This window comes from Ralstonia edaphi (assembly GCF_958350185.1).
In the GTDB taxonomy this organism is placed as follows: domain Bacteria; phylum Pseudomonadota; class Gammaproteobacteria; order Burkholderiales; family Burkholderiaceae; genus Ralstonia; species Ralstonia edaphi.
In genome coordinates this window covers 110,587-130,590 of the sequence record NZ_CATWHI010000002.1, presented here as the reverse complement: position 1 = coordinate 130,590, position 20,004 = coordinate 110,587, and the positions used below count along the sequence as shown (strand labels likewise).

General features: G+C 62.5%; 17 protein-coding genes and 1 tRNA gene. 14 read left to right on the top strand and 4 right to left on the bottom strand.

Annotated features, from left to right (window positions below):
• The first annotated feature begins 25 nt into the window (after positions 1-25).
• From R2669_RS05725 to R2669_RS05715, 3 genes are all read left to right on the top strand, one after another.
• Complete coding sequence (locus R2669_RS05725) at positions 26-3,145, top strand: efflux RND transporter permease subunit (protein WP_316899181.1); 3,120 nt, start codon at positions 26-28, stop codon at positions 3,143-3,145.
• A gap of 150 nt (positions 3,146-3,295) precedes the next feature.
• Positions 3,296-3,382, top strand: a tRNA-Leu gene (locus tag R2669_RS05720).
• Positions 3,383-3,614: 232 nt separating this feature from the next.
• The gene (locus R2669_RS05715) at positions 3,615-4,019 is read left to right on the top strand and encodes a VOC family protein (protein WP_316889274.1); all 405 of its coding nucleotides are present in this window, start codon (positions 3,615-3,617) and stop codon (positions 4,017-4,019) included.
• Between the two features lie 141 nt (positions 4,020-4,160).
• Here the strand turns inward: R2669_RS05715 and R2669_RS05710 are convergent, their stop codons facing one another.
• The 3 genes from R2669_RS05710 to R2669_RS05700 form a co-directional block, all read right to left on the bottom strand.
• The gene (locus R2669_RS05710) at positions 4,161-4,349 is read right to left on the bottom strand and encodes a CsbD family protein (RefSeq protein WP_232042898.1); all 189 of its coding nucleotides are present in this window, start codon (positions 4,347-4,349) and stop codon (positions 4,161-4,163) included.
• A gap of 154 nt (positions 4,350-4,503) precedes the next feature.
• Entirely contained in the window at positions 4,504-4,944 is a 441-nt protein-coding gene (locus R2669_RS05705; protein ID WP_316899179.1) for a VOC family protein, read from the bottom strand.
• 21 nt (positions 4,945-4,965) lie between these two features.
• Complete coding sequence (locus tag R2669_RS05700) at positions 4,966-6,285, bottom strand: MFS transporter (RefSeq protein WP_147215528.1); 1,320 nt, start codon at positions 6,283-6,285, stop codon at positions 4,966-4,968.
• 157 nt (positions 6,286-6,442) lie between these two features.
• On the opposite strand from R2669_RS05700, the gene cyoA reads away from it, so the two are divergent.
• The 5 genes from cyoA to R2669_RS05675 all read left to right on the top strand — a co-directional run bounded on the left by cyoA (position 6,443) and on the right by R2669_RS05675 (position 11,135).
• Positions 6,443-7,495, top strand: coding sequence for a ubiquinol oxidase subunit II (cyoA, locus tag R2669_RS05695; RefSeq protein ID WP_316889272.1), 1,053 nt, complete (start codon positions 6,443-6,445; stop codon positions 7,493-7,495).
• A 114-nt stretch (positions 7,496-7,609) separates the two neighbouring features.
• Positions 7,610-9,613: a cytochrome o ubiquinol oxidase subunit I gene (cyoB, locus tag R2669_RS05690; protein ID WP_316899177.1), complete on the top strand. Its 2,004-nt coding sequence runs from the start codon at positions 7,610-7,612 to the stop codon at positions 9,611-9,613.
• Complete coding sequence (cyoC, locus tag R2669_RS05685) at positions 9,606-10,271, top strand: cytochrome o ubiquinol oxidase subunit III (protein ID WP_147215889.1); 666 nt, start codon at positions 9,606-9,608, stop codon at positions 10,269-10,271. The genes cyoB and cyoC overlap by 8 nt, the downstream gene beginning before the upstream one ends.
• On the top strand, positions 10,268-10,693 hold the full coding sequence (gene cyoD, locus R2669_RS05680; RefSeq protein ID WP_147215887.1) for a cytochrome o ubiquinol oxidase subunit IV: 426 nt from the start codon (positions 10,268-10,270) through the stop codon (positions 10,691-10,693). Before cyoC ends, cyoD begins: the two co-directional genes overlap by 4 nt.
• 16 nt (positions 10,694-10,709) lie before the next feature.
• Positions 10,710-11,135, top strand: a complete 426-nt coding sequence (locus R2669_RS05675; RefSeq protein WP_316873648.1) for a GNAT family N-acetyltransferase — start codon at positions 10,710-10,712, stop codon at positions 11,133-11,135.
• 9 nt (positions 11,136-11,144) lie between these two features.
• Here R2669_RS05675 and R2669_RS05670 read toward each other — a convergent pair whose 3' ends face one another.
• Positions 11,145-12,041, bottom strand: a complete 897-nt coding sequence (locus R2669_RS05670; RefSeq protein ID WP_316873649.1) for a LysR family transcriptional regulator — start codon at positions 12,039-12,041, stop codon at positions 11,145-11,147.
• Positions 12,042-12,158: 117 nt separating this feature from the next.
• On the opposite strand from R2669_RS05670, the gene R2669_RS05665 reads away from it, so the two are divergent.
• The 6 genes from R2669_RS05665 (at position 12,159) to R2669_RS05640 (ending at position 19,862) form a co-directional block, all read left to right on the top strand.
• A complete protein-coding gene (locus tag R2669_RS05665; RefSeq protein WP_316899175.1) occupies positions 12,159-13,922 on the top strand; it encodes an acyl-CoA dehydrogenase family protein in 1,764 nt (587 codons plus the stop codon).
• Positions 13,919-15,106, top strand: coding sequence for a CaiB/BaiF CoA transferase family protein (locus R2669_RS05660; RefSeq protein ID WP_316899173.1), 1,188 nt, complete (start codon positions 13,919-13,921; stop codon positions 15,104-15,106). The genes R2669_RS05665 and R2669_RS05660 overlap by 4 nt, the downstream gene beginning before the upstream one ends.
• Before the next feature lie 79 nt (positions 15,107-15,185).
• Entirely contained in the window at positions 15,186-16,592 is a 1,407-nt protein-coding gene (locus tag R2669_RS05655; protein WP_316899171.1) for an MFS transporter, read from the top strand.
• Between the two features lie 99 nt (positions 16,593-16,691).
• Positions 16,692-16,886 (top strand): hypothetical protein, encoded by a 195-nt coding sequence (locus R2669_RS05650; protein WP_147215879.1) that lies wholly within the window; start codon positions 16,692-16,694, stop codon positions 16,884-16,886.
• Between the two features lie 156 nt (positions 16,887-17,042).
• A complete protein-coding gene (locus R2669_RS05645; protein ID WP_316899169.1) occupies positions 17,043-17,573 on the top strand; it encodes a sigma-70 family RNA polymerase sigma factor in 531 nt (176 codons plus the stop codon).
• Positions 17,574-17,726: 153 nt separating this feature from the next.
• Complete coding sequence (locus R2669_RS05640) at positions 17,727-19,862, top strand: TonB-dependent siderophore receptor (RefSeq protein ID WP_316899167.1); 2,136 nt, start codon at positions 17,727-17,729, stop codon at positions 19,860-19,862.
• Positions 19,863-20,004 lie beyond the last annotated feature (142 nt).

Below are 20,004 nucleotides of genomic sequence, written 5' to 3'. Positions count from 1 at the left end.
CCCCAACACGCCAACCTTCGCGCGTATGGAACATTCCCGCTTCAACCTGTCACGCTGGGCGCTTGAACATCAGCCGCTCACGCGCTTCTTGCTGGTGGCGCTGTTGCTCGGCGGCATCTTTGCGTATTCCAAGCTGGGGCAGGATGAAGATCCGCCCTTCACCTTCCGCGCGATGGTCGTGCAGGCCTTCTGGCCCGGCGCCACGGCCGAGCAGATGTCGCGCCAGGTGACCGACAAGATCGAGAAGGCGCTGCAGGAAGTGCCTTACGCCTGGAAGATCCGCAGCTACTCCAAGCCCGGCGAAACGCTCGTGACCTTCCAACTGGCCGACACGTCGCCCGCCAAGGAAACGCAGCAGCTCTGGTACACCGTGCGCAAGAAGGTGGGCGATATCGCGCCCACGCTGCCTCAGGGTGTGCGCGGACCATACTTCAACGACGATTTCGGCGACGTGTATGGCTCGATCTATGCGTTGTCAGCCGATGGCTTTACATACCGCCAGCTCAACGACTACGCCGACGCGATCCGCCAGCAATTGCTGCGCGTACCCAATGTCGCCAAGGTCGAGCTGCTGGGCGACCAGGACGAAAAGATCTACATCGAGTTCCAGCAGGCCAAGCTGGCGCAGATGGGGCTCGATATCAACAGCATCGCCACGCAGATCAGCCAGCAGAACAACATCGGCCCCAGCGGTGTGCTGGTCACCCCGACCGACAACGTGCAGATTCGCCTCTCAGGCCAGTTCTCGGACATCCGCGATCTGGAAAACCTGACGCTGCGCGGCCCAGGCGGCACGACGAACATCCGCCTGGGCGATATCGCCACGGTCAAGCACGGCTACGTGGATCCGCCGCACGCCAAGATGCGCTTCAACGGCAAGGAGGTGATCGGCCTGGGCATCTCGATGACCAAGGGCGGCGACATCATCCAGCTTGGCAAGGACTTGCGCGCGACGGTCGACAAGATCCGCGCGAAGCTGCCCGTGGGCGTTGAGATGGAGCAGGTGCAGAACCAGCCGAAATCGGTGCAGAGCTCCGTGGGCGAATTCGTGCATGTGCTGATCGAGGCGGTGGTGATCGTGCTGGGCGTGAGTTTTCTTTCGCTGGGTCTGCACACCAAGCCGAAGTTGCGCATTGACGTGTGGCCGGGCCTGGTGGTGGGCCTGACGATCCCGCTGGTGCTGGCGGTGACGTTCCTGTTCATGAACATCTTTGATATCGGCCTGCACAAGATTTCGCTCGGTGCGCTGATCATCGCCTTGGGCCTGCTGGTAGACGACGCGATCATCGCGGTCGAAATGATGGTGCGCAAGCTGGAAGAGGGCTTCTCCAAGATGGAGGCGGCCACCTTCGCGTACACGTCGACCGCCATGCCGATGCTGACCGGCACGCTGATCACCGCCACGGGTTTCCTGCCGGTGGGGCTGGCGCGGTCGACGGTGGGTGAATACACGTTCGGCATTTTCGCGGTGACGGCGCTGGCGCTGGTGCTTTCGTGGTTTGCGGCGGTGGTGTTCGTGCCGTATCTGGGCTTCCTGCTGCTGCGGACGAAATCGCATGTGGAGGGCGGCGGGCACCACGAGCTGTTCGACACGCCGTTCTACAACCGCTTCCGCGGCTGGGTGAACTGGTGCGTGGAGTACCGCAAGACGGTGATCGTCATCACGCTAGTGGCGTTCGGGCTGGGCGTGTTTGGCTTCAAGTATGTCGAGAAGCAGTTCTTCCCCGATTCGAGCCGACCGGAACTGATGGTGGAGCTGTGGCTGCCGGAGGGCTCCAGCTTCAACCAGACCGAAGCCGAAGCCAAACGCTTTGAAGCGCTGATGCGCAAGGAGCAGAACGTTGACAGCGTGACGCTGTTTATCGGCTCCGGCGCGCCGCGCTTCTACCTGCCGCTGGACCAGATTCTTCCGCAGACGAACGTGGCGCAGGCCATCGTGATGCCCACTTCGCTGGAGGCACGCGAGGGTGTGCGGCAACACGTCATCGGGCTGCTCAAGTCGCAATTCCCGCATCTGCGCGGCCGCGTCAAGCTGCTGCCGAATGGTCCGCCGGTGCCGTATCCGGTGCAGTTCCGCGTGATGGGCCCGGACATTGGCGGGGTGCGCAAGATTGCCGGTCAGGTCAAGGCCATCATGAGCGCCAATCCGAACACCGTTGGCGTGAACGACAACTGGAACGAGAACGTCAAGGTGCTGCGCCTGGACATCGACCAGGACAAGGCGCGCGCGCTCGGCGTGTCGACCGGTTCCATCTCGCAGGTCACGCAGACGGTGATGTCCGGCGCGCCCATCGCCCAATACCGCGACGGCGACAAGCTGCTCGACATCGTGATGCGGCCCCAGGAGGACGAGCGCAACACGCTCGACGCTCTGCAGCGCGTGCAAGTCCCGACCAGCAGTGGCCGCACGGTGCCCCTGACCCAGGTAGCGCGAGTTGGTTTTGCGTGGGAACCCGGCGTGATCTGGCGCGAGAACCGCGACTACGGCATCACCGTGCAATCCGACGTGGTGGACGGTGTACAAGGCCCGACCGTGACCGCGCAGATCAACCCGCTGCTGGACAAGATTCGGGCTGATTTGCCGCCGGACTATCAGATCAAGATTGCCGGCGCAGAAGAGGAAAGTGCCAACGCCGGGGCGTCGATTGCCGCGCAGATGCCGCTGTGCATTTTCATCATCTTCACGCTGCTGATGCTGCAGCTGCACAGCTTCTCGCGTTCGGTGATGGTGTTCCTGACGGGGCCGCTGGGGCTGATTGGGGCGGCAGCCACGTTGCTGCTGCTGCGCGCGCCGATGGGCTTCGTTGCGCAACTCGGCATTACCGCGCTGATCGGGATGATCATCCGCAACTCGGTCATTCTGGTGGACCAGATCGAGCAGGATGTCGCGGCTGGCGTGCCGACGTGGAACGCCATCGTGGAGGCAGCCGTGCGTCGCTTCCGGCCGATCATCCTGACCGCGGCGGCGGCGGTGCTGGCAATGATTCCGCTGTCGCGCAGCGTGTTCTGGGGGCCGATGGCCGCCGCCATCATGGGTGGCCTGATCATCGCCACGGTGCTGACGCTGTTGTTCCTGCCGGCGCTGTATGCGGCGTGGTTCCGCGTCAAGCGGCCCGACGCCCAAGCGGCCGCCCCGACGGTCTGACGCTTGCGCTCGGGCAGCCGGTGCGAGGGAGGCGACTCGAACTCCTATACCACGCCAAATAGCGCAGGGGATGGAAACCCCCGAACGACTGCGATATAATCGCGGGCTTCCTTTCCGGCGCCCCTGCTCAGGGGCGCCGCGATCCATCCGGCGAGGGTGGCGAAATTGGTAGACGCACCAGGTTTAGGTCCTGACGCCAGCAATGGTGTAGGGGTTCGAGTCCCCTCCCTCGCACCAAAACTCCCTTGAAGATCAATGGCTTAGATTTTCAATTTATTGAAAATCCAGCCGTTCTCCCGCATCCGGTTTTACGCGCGGCTTGCCTGCGCTCAGTCGTCGAGGACGGAGGCGGGCTTGCAGACGCCGACAGTTCTCCAGCAATCCGCACCGACGTCTGGGAGCACACTTTGCTGAAGGTTCTCGGGCGGCCTGAACACGGCGCCCGCTCGGCATTGTTCGGAGATATTCCATGCTCAAAGACTGCGACGTATCAACTCGGATTCCAGCGCAGGACCTCGCACGCGCCCGGCAGTTCTATTCGTCAAAGCTGGGGCTCGAGCCAATTGAAGAGCGGCCCGGTGGCCTGCGTTACAAGTGCGGGAACGGCTATTTCACGTTGTTCCAGTCAGCCGGAACAGCTTCTGGTGCCCATACGCAAATGGGTTGGGAGGTGCATGACATCGAGGCGACCGTCCGAGAACTGAGACAGCGAGGCGTCGCGTTTGAGGAATACGACTTTCCTGGCCTCAAGACCGTGAACGGCATTGCACGTATTGAAGGAAATTACCCCTCCAAGGCGGGGGCGGCAGAAAAGGGAGCCTGGTTTCGAGACAGCGAAGGCAATCTCCTGGCCATCGGGCAGACTGTTTTTTGAGCGCGACCGGGGCGGTTGCATCGTGCATCGGCGACCTATCTGCTCTGCTGTGCGTGTAAAAAAAGGCGACCGGTTGGTCGCCCTTTTTTTTCTGGGTCATGAGCATCGGCGCCAGGAGGCTGTGCCCATAACGCAAGGCCCTTAGCGGGACTTCTTCGCGATGTCCTTCGCTGCTTCCTTGACGTCGCCAGCGTCCTTGCGCGCTTGGCCGCCGGCTTGCTGGAGGTCACCCTTCAGCTCACGTGCGGGGTTGTTCGTCGCCTTGCCCATGGCCTCGTTGACCTTGCCCTTCATCTTCTCGACAGTACCTTTCACTTGGTCCTTGTTCATGGTCTGCTCCTTTGAAAAGGCGCTCGTGCGCACTGCGGATTGACTAGCAGTTCGCGTGCCTAAGGAGTTGCTGAGGTGTGTAGCGACCGCGCGTTCGCCAACGACTTAGCTTGCTCGCGCGAGGTGCAAAGTGGAACCGTTTGGCCCGTGAATGCTACTTGCGCAGTTCTTCGGCGAGCCCGAGCAGAATTCCTTCTGGCCCCCTGATGTAGCACAACCGATACACGTCGCCGTATTGCACGACGTCGCCGACCAGGGCGGCGCCGCGTTTACTGAGCCGGGCGAGCGTATCGTCGATGTCCTCGACGGTGAACATGATCCGCAGGTAACCGAGCGCGTTGACCGGCGCGACGCGGTGATCGGCGACTACGGGCGGGGCCAGAAAGCGGGAAAGCTCAAGCCGGCCATGACCGTCCGGCGTGCGCATCATGGCTATTTCAACGCGCATGCCGGGCAACCCCGTGACGCCATCCGCCCAGTCCCCCTCGATTGGGGCGCGCCCTTCGAGTTCGAGGCCGAGTTCGGTAAAAAACGCAACGGCAGCATCGATGTCGGCGACAACGATGCCCACGTTGTCCATACGTTTGACGGTCATGCGGGTTCCTGGGTGGTGAGTCTACGAGTCTGGCGTTCCGAGCGCCTTATTGATCCTCAGCGCCACGAGCGTCCCGACGACACCGGACAGCAGGTACAGGCTCACCGCTCCGAGCCCGAACAGCGACGACAAACCGAGCGCCACGAGCGGCGCGAATGCCGCACCGAACAGCCAGCCGAAATCGGTCGTCAACGCGGCGCCGGTATAGCGGAATCGGCTCTCGAAGTTGGACGTCACCACGCCTGCCGCTTGCCCGTAAGACAACCCCAGCAGACCGAAGCCGATCAGGATGAAAGCGTCCTGGCCCGCAACCCCGCCATCGAGCAGCCACGGCGCGGCCAGGCTGAAGATGCCGATCAGCACGGCCATGGCCGCCAATGTGGTGCGTCGGCCGAAACGGTCGGCAATCAGGCCGGAGACCAGCGTGCCCACAAATGCAATTGCGGCGCCGATGATCTGCACGATCAACACGGCAGGCACGCTTTGCGTCTTGCGCAGCGACACCCATGACAGCGGAAACACGGTGACGAGGTGGAACAGCGCATAGCTGGCCAGCGCGGCAAAGGCGCCGAGGAAGATGTTGAACCCTTGCGCGTTCACCATCTGCAGGGTGCTGATCGGTTCCAGCTGTTCTTCCTCGAGCAACTGCGTGTATTCGTGCGTGACCACCAGCCGCAGCCGCGCAAAGAGCGCCACCACGTTGATGGCGAAGGCGACGTAGAACGGGTAACGCCAGCCCCAGTCGATGAATTCCTGAAACGTCAGGCTGGTATAGAGGAACAGGAACAGCGCCCCGGCGATGATGAAACCCGTCGGGGCGCCCAACTGCCCGACCATGGCGTACCAGCCGCGCTTGTTTTCAGGCGAGTTCAGGGCCAACAAAGACGGCAGGCCATCCCACGAACCGCCAAACGCGATGCCCTGCATGAAGCGGAAGAGCGCCAGCAAGTAGATTGCCGAATGGCCGATCGATGCGTACGACGGCAGGAACGCGATACCCACCGTGGCCGTGCCGAGCAGGAACAACGACGCTGTCAGCTTCGTGCTGCGCCCCCAGCGGCGCTGGATGCGCATGAACAGCGCCGTGCCGAATGGCCGCCCGATAAAGGCAAAGGAGAAGACGGTGAAGCTGAAGAGCAGCCCCGCCAGTTCACTGGCAAACGGAAAGTAGACCGTAGGGAAGACCAGCACCGAAGCAATGCCGTAGACGAAAAAGTCGAAGTACTCCGACGCTCGCCCGATCACCACGCCTGTGGCGATCTCGGCCGGTGCAACTTCATGGTGTCCTGGTGCAGGAGGTGCAGTGGGCGACGCGCGATGCTGGTGGGTCAGACTTGCCATCGTGGAGTCTCCATCGGGATTCGGGGGAGGGGATATCGTACGGCGATCAAAAAGTCCGTCATCACAAGACCAGAATAGCGCCTAAACTGCAACGACAAGTCGAAAGATCGTTGGGCCATCCCAGCGCGACGTTAACCAAACGCCACTTCCGAGACCCATGCCACGCTTCAATGCAGTAGTGACACCCCTTGGAATTACGGGAAGGCCGCTTTGGCGAGGTGCAGCCATTGCCTTGTTGGTGACCCTTACAGGTTGTAGCCACGCCGTGCTGTTGTCGCCGGCTGGCGACATGGCGGTGCGACAGCGGGACTTGATCATCATCGCGACATGTTTGATGTTGCTGATCATCGTTCCCGTGATCTTTCTCACGCTGCTGTTTGCGTGGCGATATCGGGAGAGCGCAGAAAACGCGCACTACAACCCCGACTGGGACCACTCCACCGTGCTGGAGCTTGCAATCTGGGCCGCGCCGCTCCTGATCATCATCACGCTGGGTGCCATCACCTGGGTCAGCACCCATCAGCTTGATCCGTATCGGCCGCTGACGCGGCTGGACCAGCAACGTCCGGTGCCTGCCGAGACCAAGCAGCTCACCGTCGAAGTCGTGGCAATGGACTGGAAGTGGCTGTTCGTCTATCCCGAGCAAGGCATTGCCACGGTCAACGAACTGGCCGCGCCGGTCGATCGCCCCATTGCGTTCCGGATCACGGCCACCACGGTCATGAACGCGTTCTTCGTGCCGTCACTGGCAGGCATGGTCTATGCGATGCCCGGCATGGAAACGAAGCTTCATGCAGTGATCAACCGGCCCGGCGTGTACGACGGGTTTTCTTCCAACTACAGCGGCGCGGGCTTCTCGCACATGCGGTTCAAGTTCCATGGCCTGTCGAACGAAGAGTTCGACCGGTGGGTCCAGCAGGTCAAGTCGTCGGGCACGTCGCTGTCAAAGGACACCTACCTGAAGCTCGCCAAGCCGAGCGAGAGCGAACCGGTGCAGCGTTACGCCAGCGTGGCGCCGGACCTCTATGACCGCATCCTGAACCGCTGTGTGGATGGCCAGGCCTGCCTGGCGGACACCATGGCGAGCAACCGCAACGTGAGGCGCTTCGACCCGTCGGCGGAAATCTGCACCGCCAGCAATACGGCCGACGCCATGCCGATGTTTGCACCGGATGCGGCCGTCAACGACGGTCGAAGGCTGTTGCGGTAGTGCGGGGCGGTGGTCGTTTCCGCCCTTTCAGCTTCTCAACTCTTTCAGTCCCTTTGACGTTTTTCGCCAACATTGATCGGCCAGAATTGGTCAATACAGGCCCAGGTGACATCCATGCCCGAGCGTTCCGAACTCGCCAACATGATCTTTGGCCGCCTGACGTGGGAGGCCATTCCGTATCACGAGCCGATCCTGCTCGCCACCTTCGCGGTCGTCGCCCTGGGCGGTCTTGTGCTGGTCGGCGCGCTGACGTACTTCCGCGTCTGGGGCTACCTCTGGCGTGAGTGGTTCACCAGTATCGACCACAAGAAGATCGGCATCATGTACGTCGTGCTGGGCATCGTGATGCTGCTGCGCGGCTTTGCCGATGCCGTCATGATGCGGATACAGCAGGCAGTGGCCTTTGGCGACAACCTTGGCTACCTGCCGCCGCACCACTACGACCAGATCTTCACCGCGCACGGCGTGATCATGATCTTCTTCGTCGCCATGCCCTTGGTGACGGGGCTCATGAACTTTGTCATGCCGCTGCAGATCGGTGCACGCGACGTGGCGTTCCCGTTTCTCAACAACTTCAGTTTCTGGATGACCACGGGCGGCGCCGTCCTGGTGATGATGTCGCTGTTCGTGGGCGAATTCGCGCGCACCGGCTGGCTGGCCTATCCGCCGCTGTCAGGCATCCTTGCCAGCCCCGATGTGGGCGTCGATTACTACATATGGGCGTTGCAGATAGCGGGAGTCGGCACCGTGCTATCAGGCATCAACCTGCTTGTCACCATCGTCAAGATGCGCGCCCCGGGCATGACGCTCATGCGCATGCCGATCTTCACGTGGACAGCGCTGTGCACCAACGCGCTGATCGTTGCAGCGTTTCCGGTGCTCACGGCTGCCGTGACGCTGCTGGCGCTGGACCGCTATGTCGGCACCCATTTCTTTACGGTTGAACTGGGCGGCAGCGCAATGATGTATGTGAACCTCATCTGGATCTGGGGCCACCCCGAGGTCTACATCCTGGTGCTGCCGGCGTTCGGCATCTTCTCCGAAGTGGTTGCCACGTATTCGCGCAAGCGCCTGTTCGGCTACGCGTCGATGGTCTATGCGACCGTCGTGATCACGGTGCTGTCGTATCTGGTCTGGCTCCATCACTTCTTCACCATGGGGTCGGGTGCGAGCGTCAACTCGTTCTTCGGGATCACGACGATGATCATCTCGATCCCGACCGGGGCCAAGATCTTCAATTGGTTGTTCACGATGTACCACGGCAAGATTCGCTTCGAGCCTCCCATGCTGTGGACGATCGGGTTCATGGTGACGTTCGTCATTGGGGGCATGACTGGCGTGCTGTTGGCGGTGCCACCCGCAGACTTTTCGCTGCACAACAGCCTCTTCCTGATCGCGCATTTTCATAACGTGATCATCGGCGGTGTGCTGTTCGGCCTCATGGCCGGCATTACGTACTGGTTTCCCAAGGCGTTCGGCTACCGGCTCGTCTCGTCGTGGGGCAAGGCGTCGTTCTGGTTCTGGTTTGTCGGTTTCTACGTTGCCTTCATGCCGCTGTACTGGCTCGGGATGCTTGGTGTAACGCGGCGCATGAACCATTTCGACGATGCGTCGTTGCAGATATGGTTCCAACTGGCAGCGCTCGGTGCTCTGCTGATTGCCATCGGCATTGCGTGTTTCCTGATCCAGCTTGTGGTGAGCTTCGTGCGCCGTGAAGAACTGCGCGACACGACAGGTGACCCCTGGAACGGCCGCACGCTGGAGTGGTCGACGTCGTCTCCGCCGCCGCAGTACAACTTCGCGATCACACCGCTCGTACATGACGCCGACGCCTGGTGGCAGATGAAGCAGTACGGCTATCGGCGTCCGCAGGAAGGCTTCAGGCCGATCCACATGCCAAAGGGCACCGCTGCCGGCATCGTGCTGGCGGGGTTCTCCACGGTGTGCGGCTTTGCGCTGATCTGGCACATCTGGTGGCTGGCCATTGCATCCTTCGCGGCCACGATCATCGGGGCGATCATTCACACCTTCAACTACAAGCGCGATTACTACATTCCGGCAGAAGAGGTGATCCGGACGGAAGCATCGCGCACCCAACTGATGGCAGGCCATGGCTGAAACGACCGCATCCCTGCATGTGACCGGCCCCTCGGGTACCACCACGGTGGATGACGTCCCACCGGGCGGCTACCAGTTCCACGTCACCGAAGAACCGCACGTGCCAAACGGCACGCTGCTCGGGTTCTGGCTGTACCTGATGAGCGACTGCCTGATCTTCGCGTGCCTGTTTGCCGCCTATGGCGTGCTGGGCCGCGAATACGCAGGCGGGCCCACCGGGGCGGAGCTGTTCGAATTGCCGCTGGTGGCGCTCAACACGTCGTTCCTGTTGCTGTCGTCCATCACATACGGCTTTGCAATGCTGCAGATGCAGCAGAACAAGGTCCCGGCCATGCAGATCTGGCTGGCTATCACGTGGGTGTTCGGCGCGGCGTTTCTGTCAGTGGAACTCTATGAATTCGCGCACCTGATTCACGAGGGTGCGGGGCCGACGCGCAGCGCGTTCCTGACTTCGTTCTTCTCACTGGTCGGCACGCACGGGCTGCACGTGACCTTTGGCCTGATCTGGCTGATCGTGCTGATGGTGCAGGTATCAAAGTACGGGCTGATCACCGCCAACAAGCGCCGGCTGATGTGCCTGTCGATGTTCTGGCACTTTCTGGACGTTGTCTGGATCGGCGTCTTTACCTTCGTCTACCTGATGGGAACGCTGCCATGAGCGCGCAAGATCAAACGATGAACGGACACGGTCATGGCCACGATGGCCATCACCACGAAGAAGAGATGGGACCGCACGCCACGCTGGGCGGTTACCTGACGGGGTTCGTGCTGTCGGTCTTCCTGACGGCGATACCGTTCTGGCTGGTGATGGCCAACGTGTTCGACAGGTCGTCGGCTACGGCGGTAGCGATCCTGCTCATCGGCGCGGTGCAGATCGTGGTGCACATGATTTTTTTCCTGCACATGAACGCCAAGTCCGAAGGCGGCTGGAACATGCTGTCGCTGATGTTCACGCTGGTGCTGGTGGTCATCACGCTCAGCGGTTCGCTTTGGGTGATGTACCACCTGAATACAAACATGATGCCGCACATGCGGCCGGCACAGACAACGCCTTCTGTTCTGCCGGCCCGAACGCAATAGAGGCAATAAGGTTCGCATGCAGCCTCCGGAAATCATCGTCACCGACGCGGCGGATGACGAATCGATCCAGATCATCGGCAATGGTCTGAACCGCTTCAACGATCAGCACGTCGGCTACGGCGATCGCCAACCGTTGGCAGTCCTTGTTCGCGACCCTCAGAGCGGAGACGTGGTCGGCGGCGCGAGCGGGCGGACATCGCTGGGGATGTTGTTTCTTGACCTGTTCCATCTGCCCGAGACGTTGCGCGGCATGGGCATCGGCACCGAGGTGTTGCGCAGGTTCGAAGAAGAAGGGCGCCGCCGCGGTTGTCGCTCGGCGGTGGTCTATACGATCAGCTTTCAGGCCCCGCAGTTTTACGAACGCAACGGCTGGGTGCGGTTCGGAGAAGTACCCTGCGATCCGCCCGGTACGAGCCGGATCTTCCTCAGCAAGACTTTGTGAGTGAGGCCATCAAGGTCTCAGGTTGTCCTGCGCCGCGGCTTCGAGGTATTCCAGAAAGCGGCTGGCGACCGGCTCTGCATCGCCCGTGCGTCGCAATGACAGCACGGACGATTCTTTTTTGTCGCCGGCCAGCGGCACAAAGCTGACGCGCGCGTCGCCGGCGTGTTGCAGCGTCTTGGGGACGAGCGCCACGCCCATGCCGAACCCCACCATCGTCACCACCGTTTGCCACAGCCGTGCCTCGTGGCGGATGACCGGGCTGAAGCCAGCATCCACGCAGAGCGCGATGATCAGGTCGTGATAGTGCGGCGATACCGTGCGCGGGAAGAGGATGAACGGCTCTTGCGCGAGCGCGTCCAGTTTCAGACGCTTGCGACGCGCCAGCGGGTGGCCCGTGGGCAGGCAGGCGACGAAGGGTTCCGAGAAGATCGGCGTGGAAATGACCTCGGCGGGAAACGTTCCCCAATATGCGCAGCCCAGGTCGATCTGCTGACGCTGGATGGCCTGAACCTGCTCGCCGGTGTTCATTTCGCGCAGGATGATTTCCACGGCCGGGTGGTCGGCCTCGAAGCGTTCCACCGCGCGCGGCAGGCCGCGGTACAGCATCGAGTTGACGAAGCCGACGCGCAGCCGGCCCGCCAACCCGTGCGCCGAGCGCTGCGTAATGCGTTCGACTTCCGCCGCTTGCTGCAACAGCTTGCGAGCCTCGTCCAGTAACACCTGGCCGGCATTGGTAAGCGCCACGCTCTTGTTGGTGCGCGCGAGCAATTGCACGCCCAGTTGATCCTCGAACTTCCGGATGTCGAAACTGAGCGCGGGCTGCGAGATGAACAGCCGTTGCGCTGCGCGCCCGAAGTGCAGTTCTTCCGCCACGGCAACGAAATAGCGCAGCTGTTTCAGGTCCATGGCGGTCTCGTTTAACGATAAGGACTATTTATCGTACAGGACAAAACCTGTATTGGACGATTATCGATACCGTTCCTATGCTGGCCGGACAAAACAGGAGACAGCGAGGCCACCCGCATGAACGACATCGCCCGCGAGCCGCTTACGACCCAGCCCGGCGGCCACCAGAACATCCCCGACAGCCGGGGCATCAATTTCTTCCACGTCGATCCTGACCTCGGACGCCTTTTGCGGCTGTACCTGGGCGACGCGCAGTACCGCACCCTTGAGCCGCAGTTGAAGACGCTGGGCCAGCGCGCCTCGGACGAACTCGACGCCTGGGCCATCAGCGCGGACCACAACCCGCCCCAGCTACGCCACCGCACGCGTCGTGGCGAGGCCCTGCAGACCATCGACAAGCACCCCGATTACGTTGCGCTGGAGCGGGTGGCCTACGCTGAGCTGGGCCTCGCGTCGATGAGCCATGTCGGCAACGCACCGCCTCCGCTCGTCAAATACGCGCTCACGTATCTGTTCGTGCAGGCTGAATTCGGCCTGTGCTGCCCGGTCAGCATGACGGATTCGCTCACGCGCACGCTGCGTAAGTTCGGCGACCCGGCACTCGTGGCGCGCTATCTGCCGATGCTGACCTCGCGCGACTTTGATGTGCTGTACCAGGGCGCGATGTTCATGACCGAGCAGGATGCGGGGTCGGACGTCGCCCGCATTGCCACGCGCGCCGCATTGGAAACGGCGGCCGATGGCACGCAAACGTGGCGCCTGTACGGCGACAAGTGGTTCTGCTCGAACGCCGATGCCGATCTCGCCATGGTGCTTGCCCGCCCGGACGGTGCGCCGTCCGGTATCAACGGCCTGGCGCTGTTCCTGTTGCCCAAGACGCTGCGCGATGGCTCGCGCAACCACTACCGTATCGTCCGCCTGAAGGACAAGCTCGGCACGCGCTCGATGGCCAGCGGCGAGATCGTGCTTGAAGGCGCCACCGCCTACCTGATTGGCGAGATCGGCCGCGGCTTTCATCAGATGGCCGACATGATCAACATGTCGCGGCTGTCGAACGGTGTGCGCGCTGCCGGCCTGATGCGTCGCGCCGTCACCGAAGCGTTGCACATCGCGCGCAACCGCGAAGCCTTCGGCCGCAAGCTGATCGACATGCCGCTGATGCAGCGCCAGCTTCTGAAGATGTTGCTGCCGACGGAGCAAGCGCGCTCAATGTTCATGCAGATCGCGCAACTGCTGCCGCTGGCGGATGCGGGCGACGCGCAAGCCGGCAAATGCGTGCGCATCCTGACGCCGCTCATCAAGTTCCGCGCTTGCCGCGATGCGCGCCGCGTGACGGGTGACGCCATGGAAGTGCGCGGCGGCACCGGCTACATCGAAGAGTGGAGCGACGCGCGCCTCGTGCGCGACGCCCATCTGGGCTCGATCTGGGAGGGCACGAGCAACATCGTCGCGCTCGACATTGCGCGCGCCGTGAAGCGCGAAGGTGCGTTGGAACCGTTGCGCGCATATCTCATCGGCCTGCTCGACGGCGTCACGTTGCCGACGCAGAGCGAAGCGTTGCTGCGCGCCACACTCGACAGCGTGTGCCGCGTGATCGCCAAGGTAGCTGAAGGCGGCAGCGATGAACTCGTCCGTCAGGCCGGCTCTGCGCTGTATCACATCACCACGGCGATCTTCATGGCGGTGGAGGGCGTGCGTCTGGCGCCGGATCATCGCCGCTTGGCATTCGCGCATCTGGTGCTGCGTCACAAGCTGCTGCCGGTGGATCCGTTGGCCTTGCCCGAGAGCGCCGATGCATGGCTGTTCGATGCCCTCGTCAAGCAGCGTGACGTGCCGTTTGCGCTGGCCATGCAAGCGTTGCCGGCCGGAGGCGTGCAATGAGCGCGGTCGCCGGCGCGTTGCACGGCCTGAAAGTCATCGACTTGAGTCGCGTGCTCGGCGGCCCGTATTGCACGCAGGCGCTTGCCGACCACGGCGCGGAGGTCATCAAGTTGGAACCGCCCGTCGGCGACGAAACCCGCACCTGGGGCCCGCCCTTCGATGAGAGCGATACCGCCTGGTACTTCAACGGCGTCAACCGCAACAAGCTCGGCATCTCCGTCGACCTGTCCAACGAAGAAGGCCGCGCCGTGCTGTGGCAGTTGCTGGAAGACGCCGACGTGCTCGTCGAGAACTTCAAGCCCGGCACGCTCGCCCGCTGGGGCATGGATTTCGCGCGCGACCTGCAACCGCGCTTTCCACGCCTGATCCACTGCGCCGTCTCCGGCTTCGGCCCCGACGGCCCGCTTGGCGGGCTGCCCGGCTACGATGCCGCCATCCAGGCGATGGCTGGCCTGATGAGCGTCAACGGCGAGCGCGACGGCGGCCCCATGCGCGTCGGTCTGCCGATCGTCGACATGGTGACCGGGCTCAACGCGCTCGCGGGCATCCTGCTCGCGCTGGCCGAGCGTGAGAAGAGCGGCCGCGGCCAATCTGTCGACATCGCGTTGTATGACTGCGGCGTATCGCTGCTGCATCCTCATCTGCCGAACTACTTCGGTTCGGGCAAGGTGCCGCAGCGCAGTGGCAATGCGCATCCGAACATCGCGCCGTACGACAGTTACCAGACCGGCACCGCGCCGATCTTTCTGGCGGTGGGCAACGATCGCCAGTTCGCCAAGCTTTGTGCGCATATCGGCGCCGCCGAATTGGCACAAGACGCACGCTTTGCCGACAACCGCAGCCGCTGCGCGCATCGCCCGGAACTCAAACTGGCGCTGGAAGCACAGCTGGCACGCTTCGATTGCGAGACGCTCGCGCAAGACCTGATCCATGGCGGTGTACCGTGCGGGCCGGTGTTGAGCGTCGATGTCGTGGCGCGCCATCCGCATACGCTGCACCGGCAGATGGTGGTCGAGCTGGGTGAGTACCGTGGCACGGGGTCGCCGATCAAGCTGTCGCGCACGCCGGCCACGTATCGCAACGCACCGCCTGCGCTCGGCGCTGATACCGATGCCGTGCTGGCGTCGCTCGGCATTGACGCGGGCACGCGGCAGCGCCTGTTCGAGGCCGGCGTTCTGAAATGAAGTAGCCCAGGTTCACCACGACAAGGCAGACAGCCCGCAGAGGCTGCGCCAAACCGGCAGTACCACCAAGGAGACCAACATGCCTCACCAGCCTGCGCCCCACGCCAACGCGACCGCAAACCTGCAACCGCGCCGCGCTGCAGTGGCCGCGTTCATCGGCACCACCATCGAGTGGTACGACTTTTACATCTACGGCCTTGCTGCGGCGCTCGTCTTCGGCAAGGTGTTCTTCTCCAAGACGCTGGACCCGGGCATCGCGACGCTGCTCTCGTTCGTCACGCTGTGGGCCGGCTTTGCGGCGCGGCCGATCGGCGGGATCATCTTCGGCCATTTGGGCGACAAGATCGGCCGCAAGACCACGCTCATCATCACGCTCATCCTGATGGGCGTGGCGACCATGGGCATTGGCCTGCTGCCCGGCTATGCGCAGATTGGCATGTGGGCGCCAGTGGGGTTGGTCGTGCTGCGTGTTGTTCAGGGTGTGGCCGTGGGCGGCGAGTGGGGCGGCGCGGTGCTGATAGCCAGCGAGAGCGCCCCCAAGCGCAAGAGCATCCTGTACTCGGCGTTTGCGCAGCAGGGCTCGCCGACGGGCAACCTGCTGGCGACACTCGTGTTCTTTGCGCTGAGCGCATTACCCACGCCGCAGTTCATGCTGTGGGGCTGGCGCGTGCCGTTCCTGTTGTCGGCGCTGCTGGTGGTCGTCGGCATGGTCATTCGCCTGAAGCTGGAAGAGTCGGACGATATGAAGCGCGTGCTGGCGCAGAAGAAGACCGTCAAACTGCCGCTCAAAGACGTGGTGCGTGACCACTGGGGCCTCGTGCTGCTGGGTGCCGGTACGCTGCCGCTCATTCACGTGACATACCTGAAGAGCAACTTCGCGCTCGCCTGGGCCACGAAGAAACTCGGCTACGCACTGGACACCTTCCTCGGCATCATCGCGACTGCGCTGGTGGTGCAATTCATCACGCAGCCGCTGGGGGCATGGCTGGTTTCGCGCATGGACATGCGCCGTGCCATCTGCCTGATGGTGCTGCCGGAATTCCTCCTCATGCCCGTGATGTTCTTCGCCATCGAGACCAAGGTGGTCTGGGTCGCGCTGCTCGGCATGTGCCTGGCGACGATTCCGCATTCGATGTTCTACGGCGCTATCGGCGGCATTCTGGCGCGCGTGTTCCCGACGCGCATCCGCTATACGGGCTTGTCGCTGGCGTATCAGCTGTGTTCGCTCGTGGTGGGCGGGGGCACACCGGTGTTTGCGCAGTGGATGCTCAATAGCAGCGGCAACATTGTGGGCGTGGCGGTGTCGTCGGCGCTATATGCGCTGGTGTCGCTGGCGTGCACGCTGGTACTGCTCAATCGAACTGGCTATCGCGCAGACGAGCTGTCCACCGCCGAACGCGCAGATGCGATGGACCTGGGGCAGGGTGATGCCGATGTCGCCCGCCCGTTCGCCGGCCCGGCGGGTAAGCCGGCGGCCGCTGTCTGAGGTACTGGTGGCCACCGCGTCCTACGCGAAACGTGCGGTGGCACACCTGCCGCGCCTTCCCTACGATGAAAACGAGTCATGCACAAACGGGGAAGCGCCATGTCCATCTTCGACGAAAACGAGCATCGCGAGGCCTTCTGGGAAACGGTGCGGCAGGCCATCGAGGCGCGCCAACAGGCTGATGAAGCCCGGCGAGCAGGGCGGCTGACGGGGCTGGCAATCGGCCTGTCAGTGGCGGCGCTGGCGGTTGCGCTCATGGCGTGGCGGCACCGGTCGGCGGGCGATGGGGCATGAGGTCGCCCGCTGCGCCCGCCCATGCTTAGCACTTCCTTTTAATTCCCCGTTTGCAGACAAGGTTTTCGCGCCATAAAATGAGAATGATTCTCATTTGTATGGACGCGATGATGCGTGTGCTACGCGCGTGCGTCCGGTTGATGCCCTGGAGCCCGCATGCCCGCCGTCCGGCCCACGCCGCTGCACGACGCTGACACGTCTATCGATGCGCTCTATGTGCAATACAGCGAATGGCTGTTCGCCTGGTTGCGCAAGAAGCTCGCATGCGCGGAAGAAGCGGCAGACGTGTTGCATGACACGTTCATGCGCGTGCTGGCTGCGCCGGACAGGCTGGGGGAGTTGCGCGAGCCGCGCGCCTATCTGACCACCACCGCCAAGCATTTGATGATCGATCGGGCGCGTCGTCGACGTGTCGAATGCGCATGCCTTGATGAACTCACGTTGCGGTCCGCGCAGTATGAGCATGCGCCATCGCCCGAGCAGCGCCTGGCGCAGGCGCAGTCGTTGCAGCACACGAGCGCGATGCTGGAAACCCTCTCGCCCAGTGCGCGCGAGGCCGTGCGATTGCGCTACATCGAAGGGCAATCCCACGCGTGCATTGCCGAGCAGCTTGGCAAGTCGACGCGCATGGTGCGCAAGTATCTCGTGCAGGCGGTGGAGCGTTGCGCGACATGCGCGATGCGCTGATCGAAAAAAGATTCCGCAGCGGTTCCGCTTTCGCGGTGTGGATCGTCGAAGGGTGTGGAAACCACACGCATCTTCCAACACACCATGCCAAAGCAAACGAACACAACAACGGTTTTTCCATCCGATACGCTCTGCCGGACAACGCTGCGCCCAATGGCGCTTGCCGCGCGGCTGACTTGCGCAGTGCTGCTGGGGGCGGCGCTGCCGACGCAAGCGATGGCGCAGAGTACCACTGGCGAGATCAGCGCCACGCTGCCCGCAACCACGGCGGTCGGCCGAGGGGAGACGGCGCAAAGCCCAGGCAAAGGCTTCGTTGCCAAGCAGAGCGCGGCGGGCACGAAAACCGATACACCCATCATCGAAACGCCGCAGTCGATCTCGGTGGTGACGCAGCAGCAGCTGGACGACCAGAAGCCGCGCGGCATTTCGGAGGCGCTGAACTACACGTCGGGCGCGTTTACCGCCCTGGTGGGGGCGTCCAACCGCTACGACTACGTTGCGCTACGCGGCTTCAACGACAGCAGCGTCGACAACACCTTGCTCGATGGGCTGCGCCTGATGAGCGACCAGGGCAGCTACAGCTCGTTCCAGGTTGATCCGTATTTCCTCCAGCGCATCGATGTGCTGAAGGGCCCGGGTTCGATCCTGTACGGCCGTGCGTCGCCGGGTGGCGTGGTGGCGCTGACGAGCAAGAAGCCGCTCTTCCAGCCGTATCACGAGGTGGAAGTCACGGTGGGCAATCGCAACCGTCTTGAAGGCGCGTTCGATATCTCGGGGCCGATCGACCAGAACGGTGTGATGGCCTTCCGGGTGACCGGTCTGGCGCGCGGCATGGATACGCAATTCGAGCACGTGCGCGAGCAGCGGTTTGCGATTGCGCCGTCGCTGGCCATCAACTTCACGCCCGATACGCATCTGCTGTTGCAGGCCTATTTGCAGCACGATCCGGAAGGCGGCTATCACAGCGGCGTGCCGGCAGAAGGCAGCGTCTTCCCGCGCAATGGCCGCTACATTTCCCGCTACTTTTTCGATGGCGACCCCACGGTCGAAAAATACCGCCGCACCGAGCGCATGGTCGGCTATCAGTTCGAGCATGCGTTCAATGACCGGCTGACCGTACGCCAGAACTTCCGCTACGTATTCGGCGATACGCGTTTGCGCCAGATTTACGGCTTCGGCTGGGCCAGCGCGGATGAGCTGACGCGGTACTACTCCGGCGCCAAGGAAGCCACGCACGCTTACACGGTCGATAACCAGCTGGAAGGCAAGTTCACCACGGGCGCGGTCAAACATACGATGCTGTTTGGCCTCGATTATCAGAAGCGCCATGTCGATGGCTTCTGGGAGTCCGGCAGCGCTGACCCGATCAACGCGTTCAATCCTGTATATGGCAGCCCGGGGCTCACGGGCGTCACGGCGTCACCGATCGATCGGTGGCTCGAGCAGACCGGCCTGTATCTGCAGGACCAGATTGCTATCGACCGCTGGCGCTTGACGCTGGGCGTGCGCGAAGACCATGCGAAGGCGTCCAATCTGTACGGTACCGGCACGCCGTCGGAGTGGAGCGGCTCGAAGTTCACCAAACGTGCGGGCGTGGTCTATCTGTTCGACAACGGTATCGCGCCGTATTTCAGCTACTCGGATGGTTTCAACCCGAGCCTGCGCGCGGACCAGCGGGGCAATCTCTTGCAACCGGCCACGGCCAAGCAGTTCGAGGCGGGTGTGCGTTATCAGCCGAAGGGCTCCAGCACGATGCTCTCGGCGGCGGTGTTCAATCTCGATCAGGAGAACGTGGCGACCAAGCCGGTGGGGCAGATTTACTACGTGCCGAGCGGCAAGATCCGCACGCGCGGCGTAGAGCTGGAAGCGCGTACGCAGGTGACGGACACCGTCTCGGTGTTGGCCAACTACACCTTCACCAACATGAAGTTCATCGAGTCGGCAGAAGGTTTCGTTGGCAACACGCCGTATCAGGTGCCGCGCCATATGGCGTCGGCGTGGGTGGACTGGACCTTCATGCCCGGCTACACCGCCGGCATGGGCTTGCGCTACGTCGGCACAAGCTGGGGCGACAACGCCAACAGCTTCAAGGTGCCGCCGTATACGCTGGTGGATCTGATGTTGCGCATTGACCTTGCGCGTTGGGATCCGTCGCTCAAGGGCGCCAAGCTGCAATTGTCTGCCAAGAATCTCTTTAATAAGAATTACGTGGCATCCTGCTTGAGCAGCTCCTATTGTTATTGGGGTGACGCGCGCAATGTGATGGCCACCGTTTCTTATCAATGGTAATTAAATTTTCTTCACACAAGCATCATATTCTCCGTGTAGTATTGTGACTTAGCTTTTTGCCCGGCGATTTGTTTGCATTCCGTCGCCGGGCATTTCGAATCTGTTCCCGATATCGCGCTTGCGATATTCATGACCATTCAGC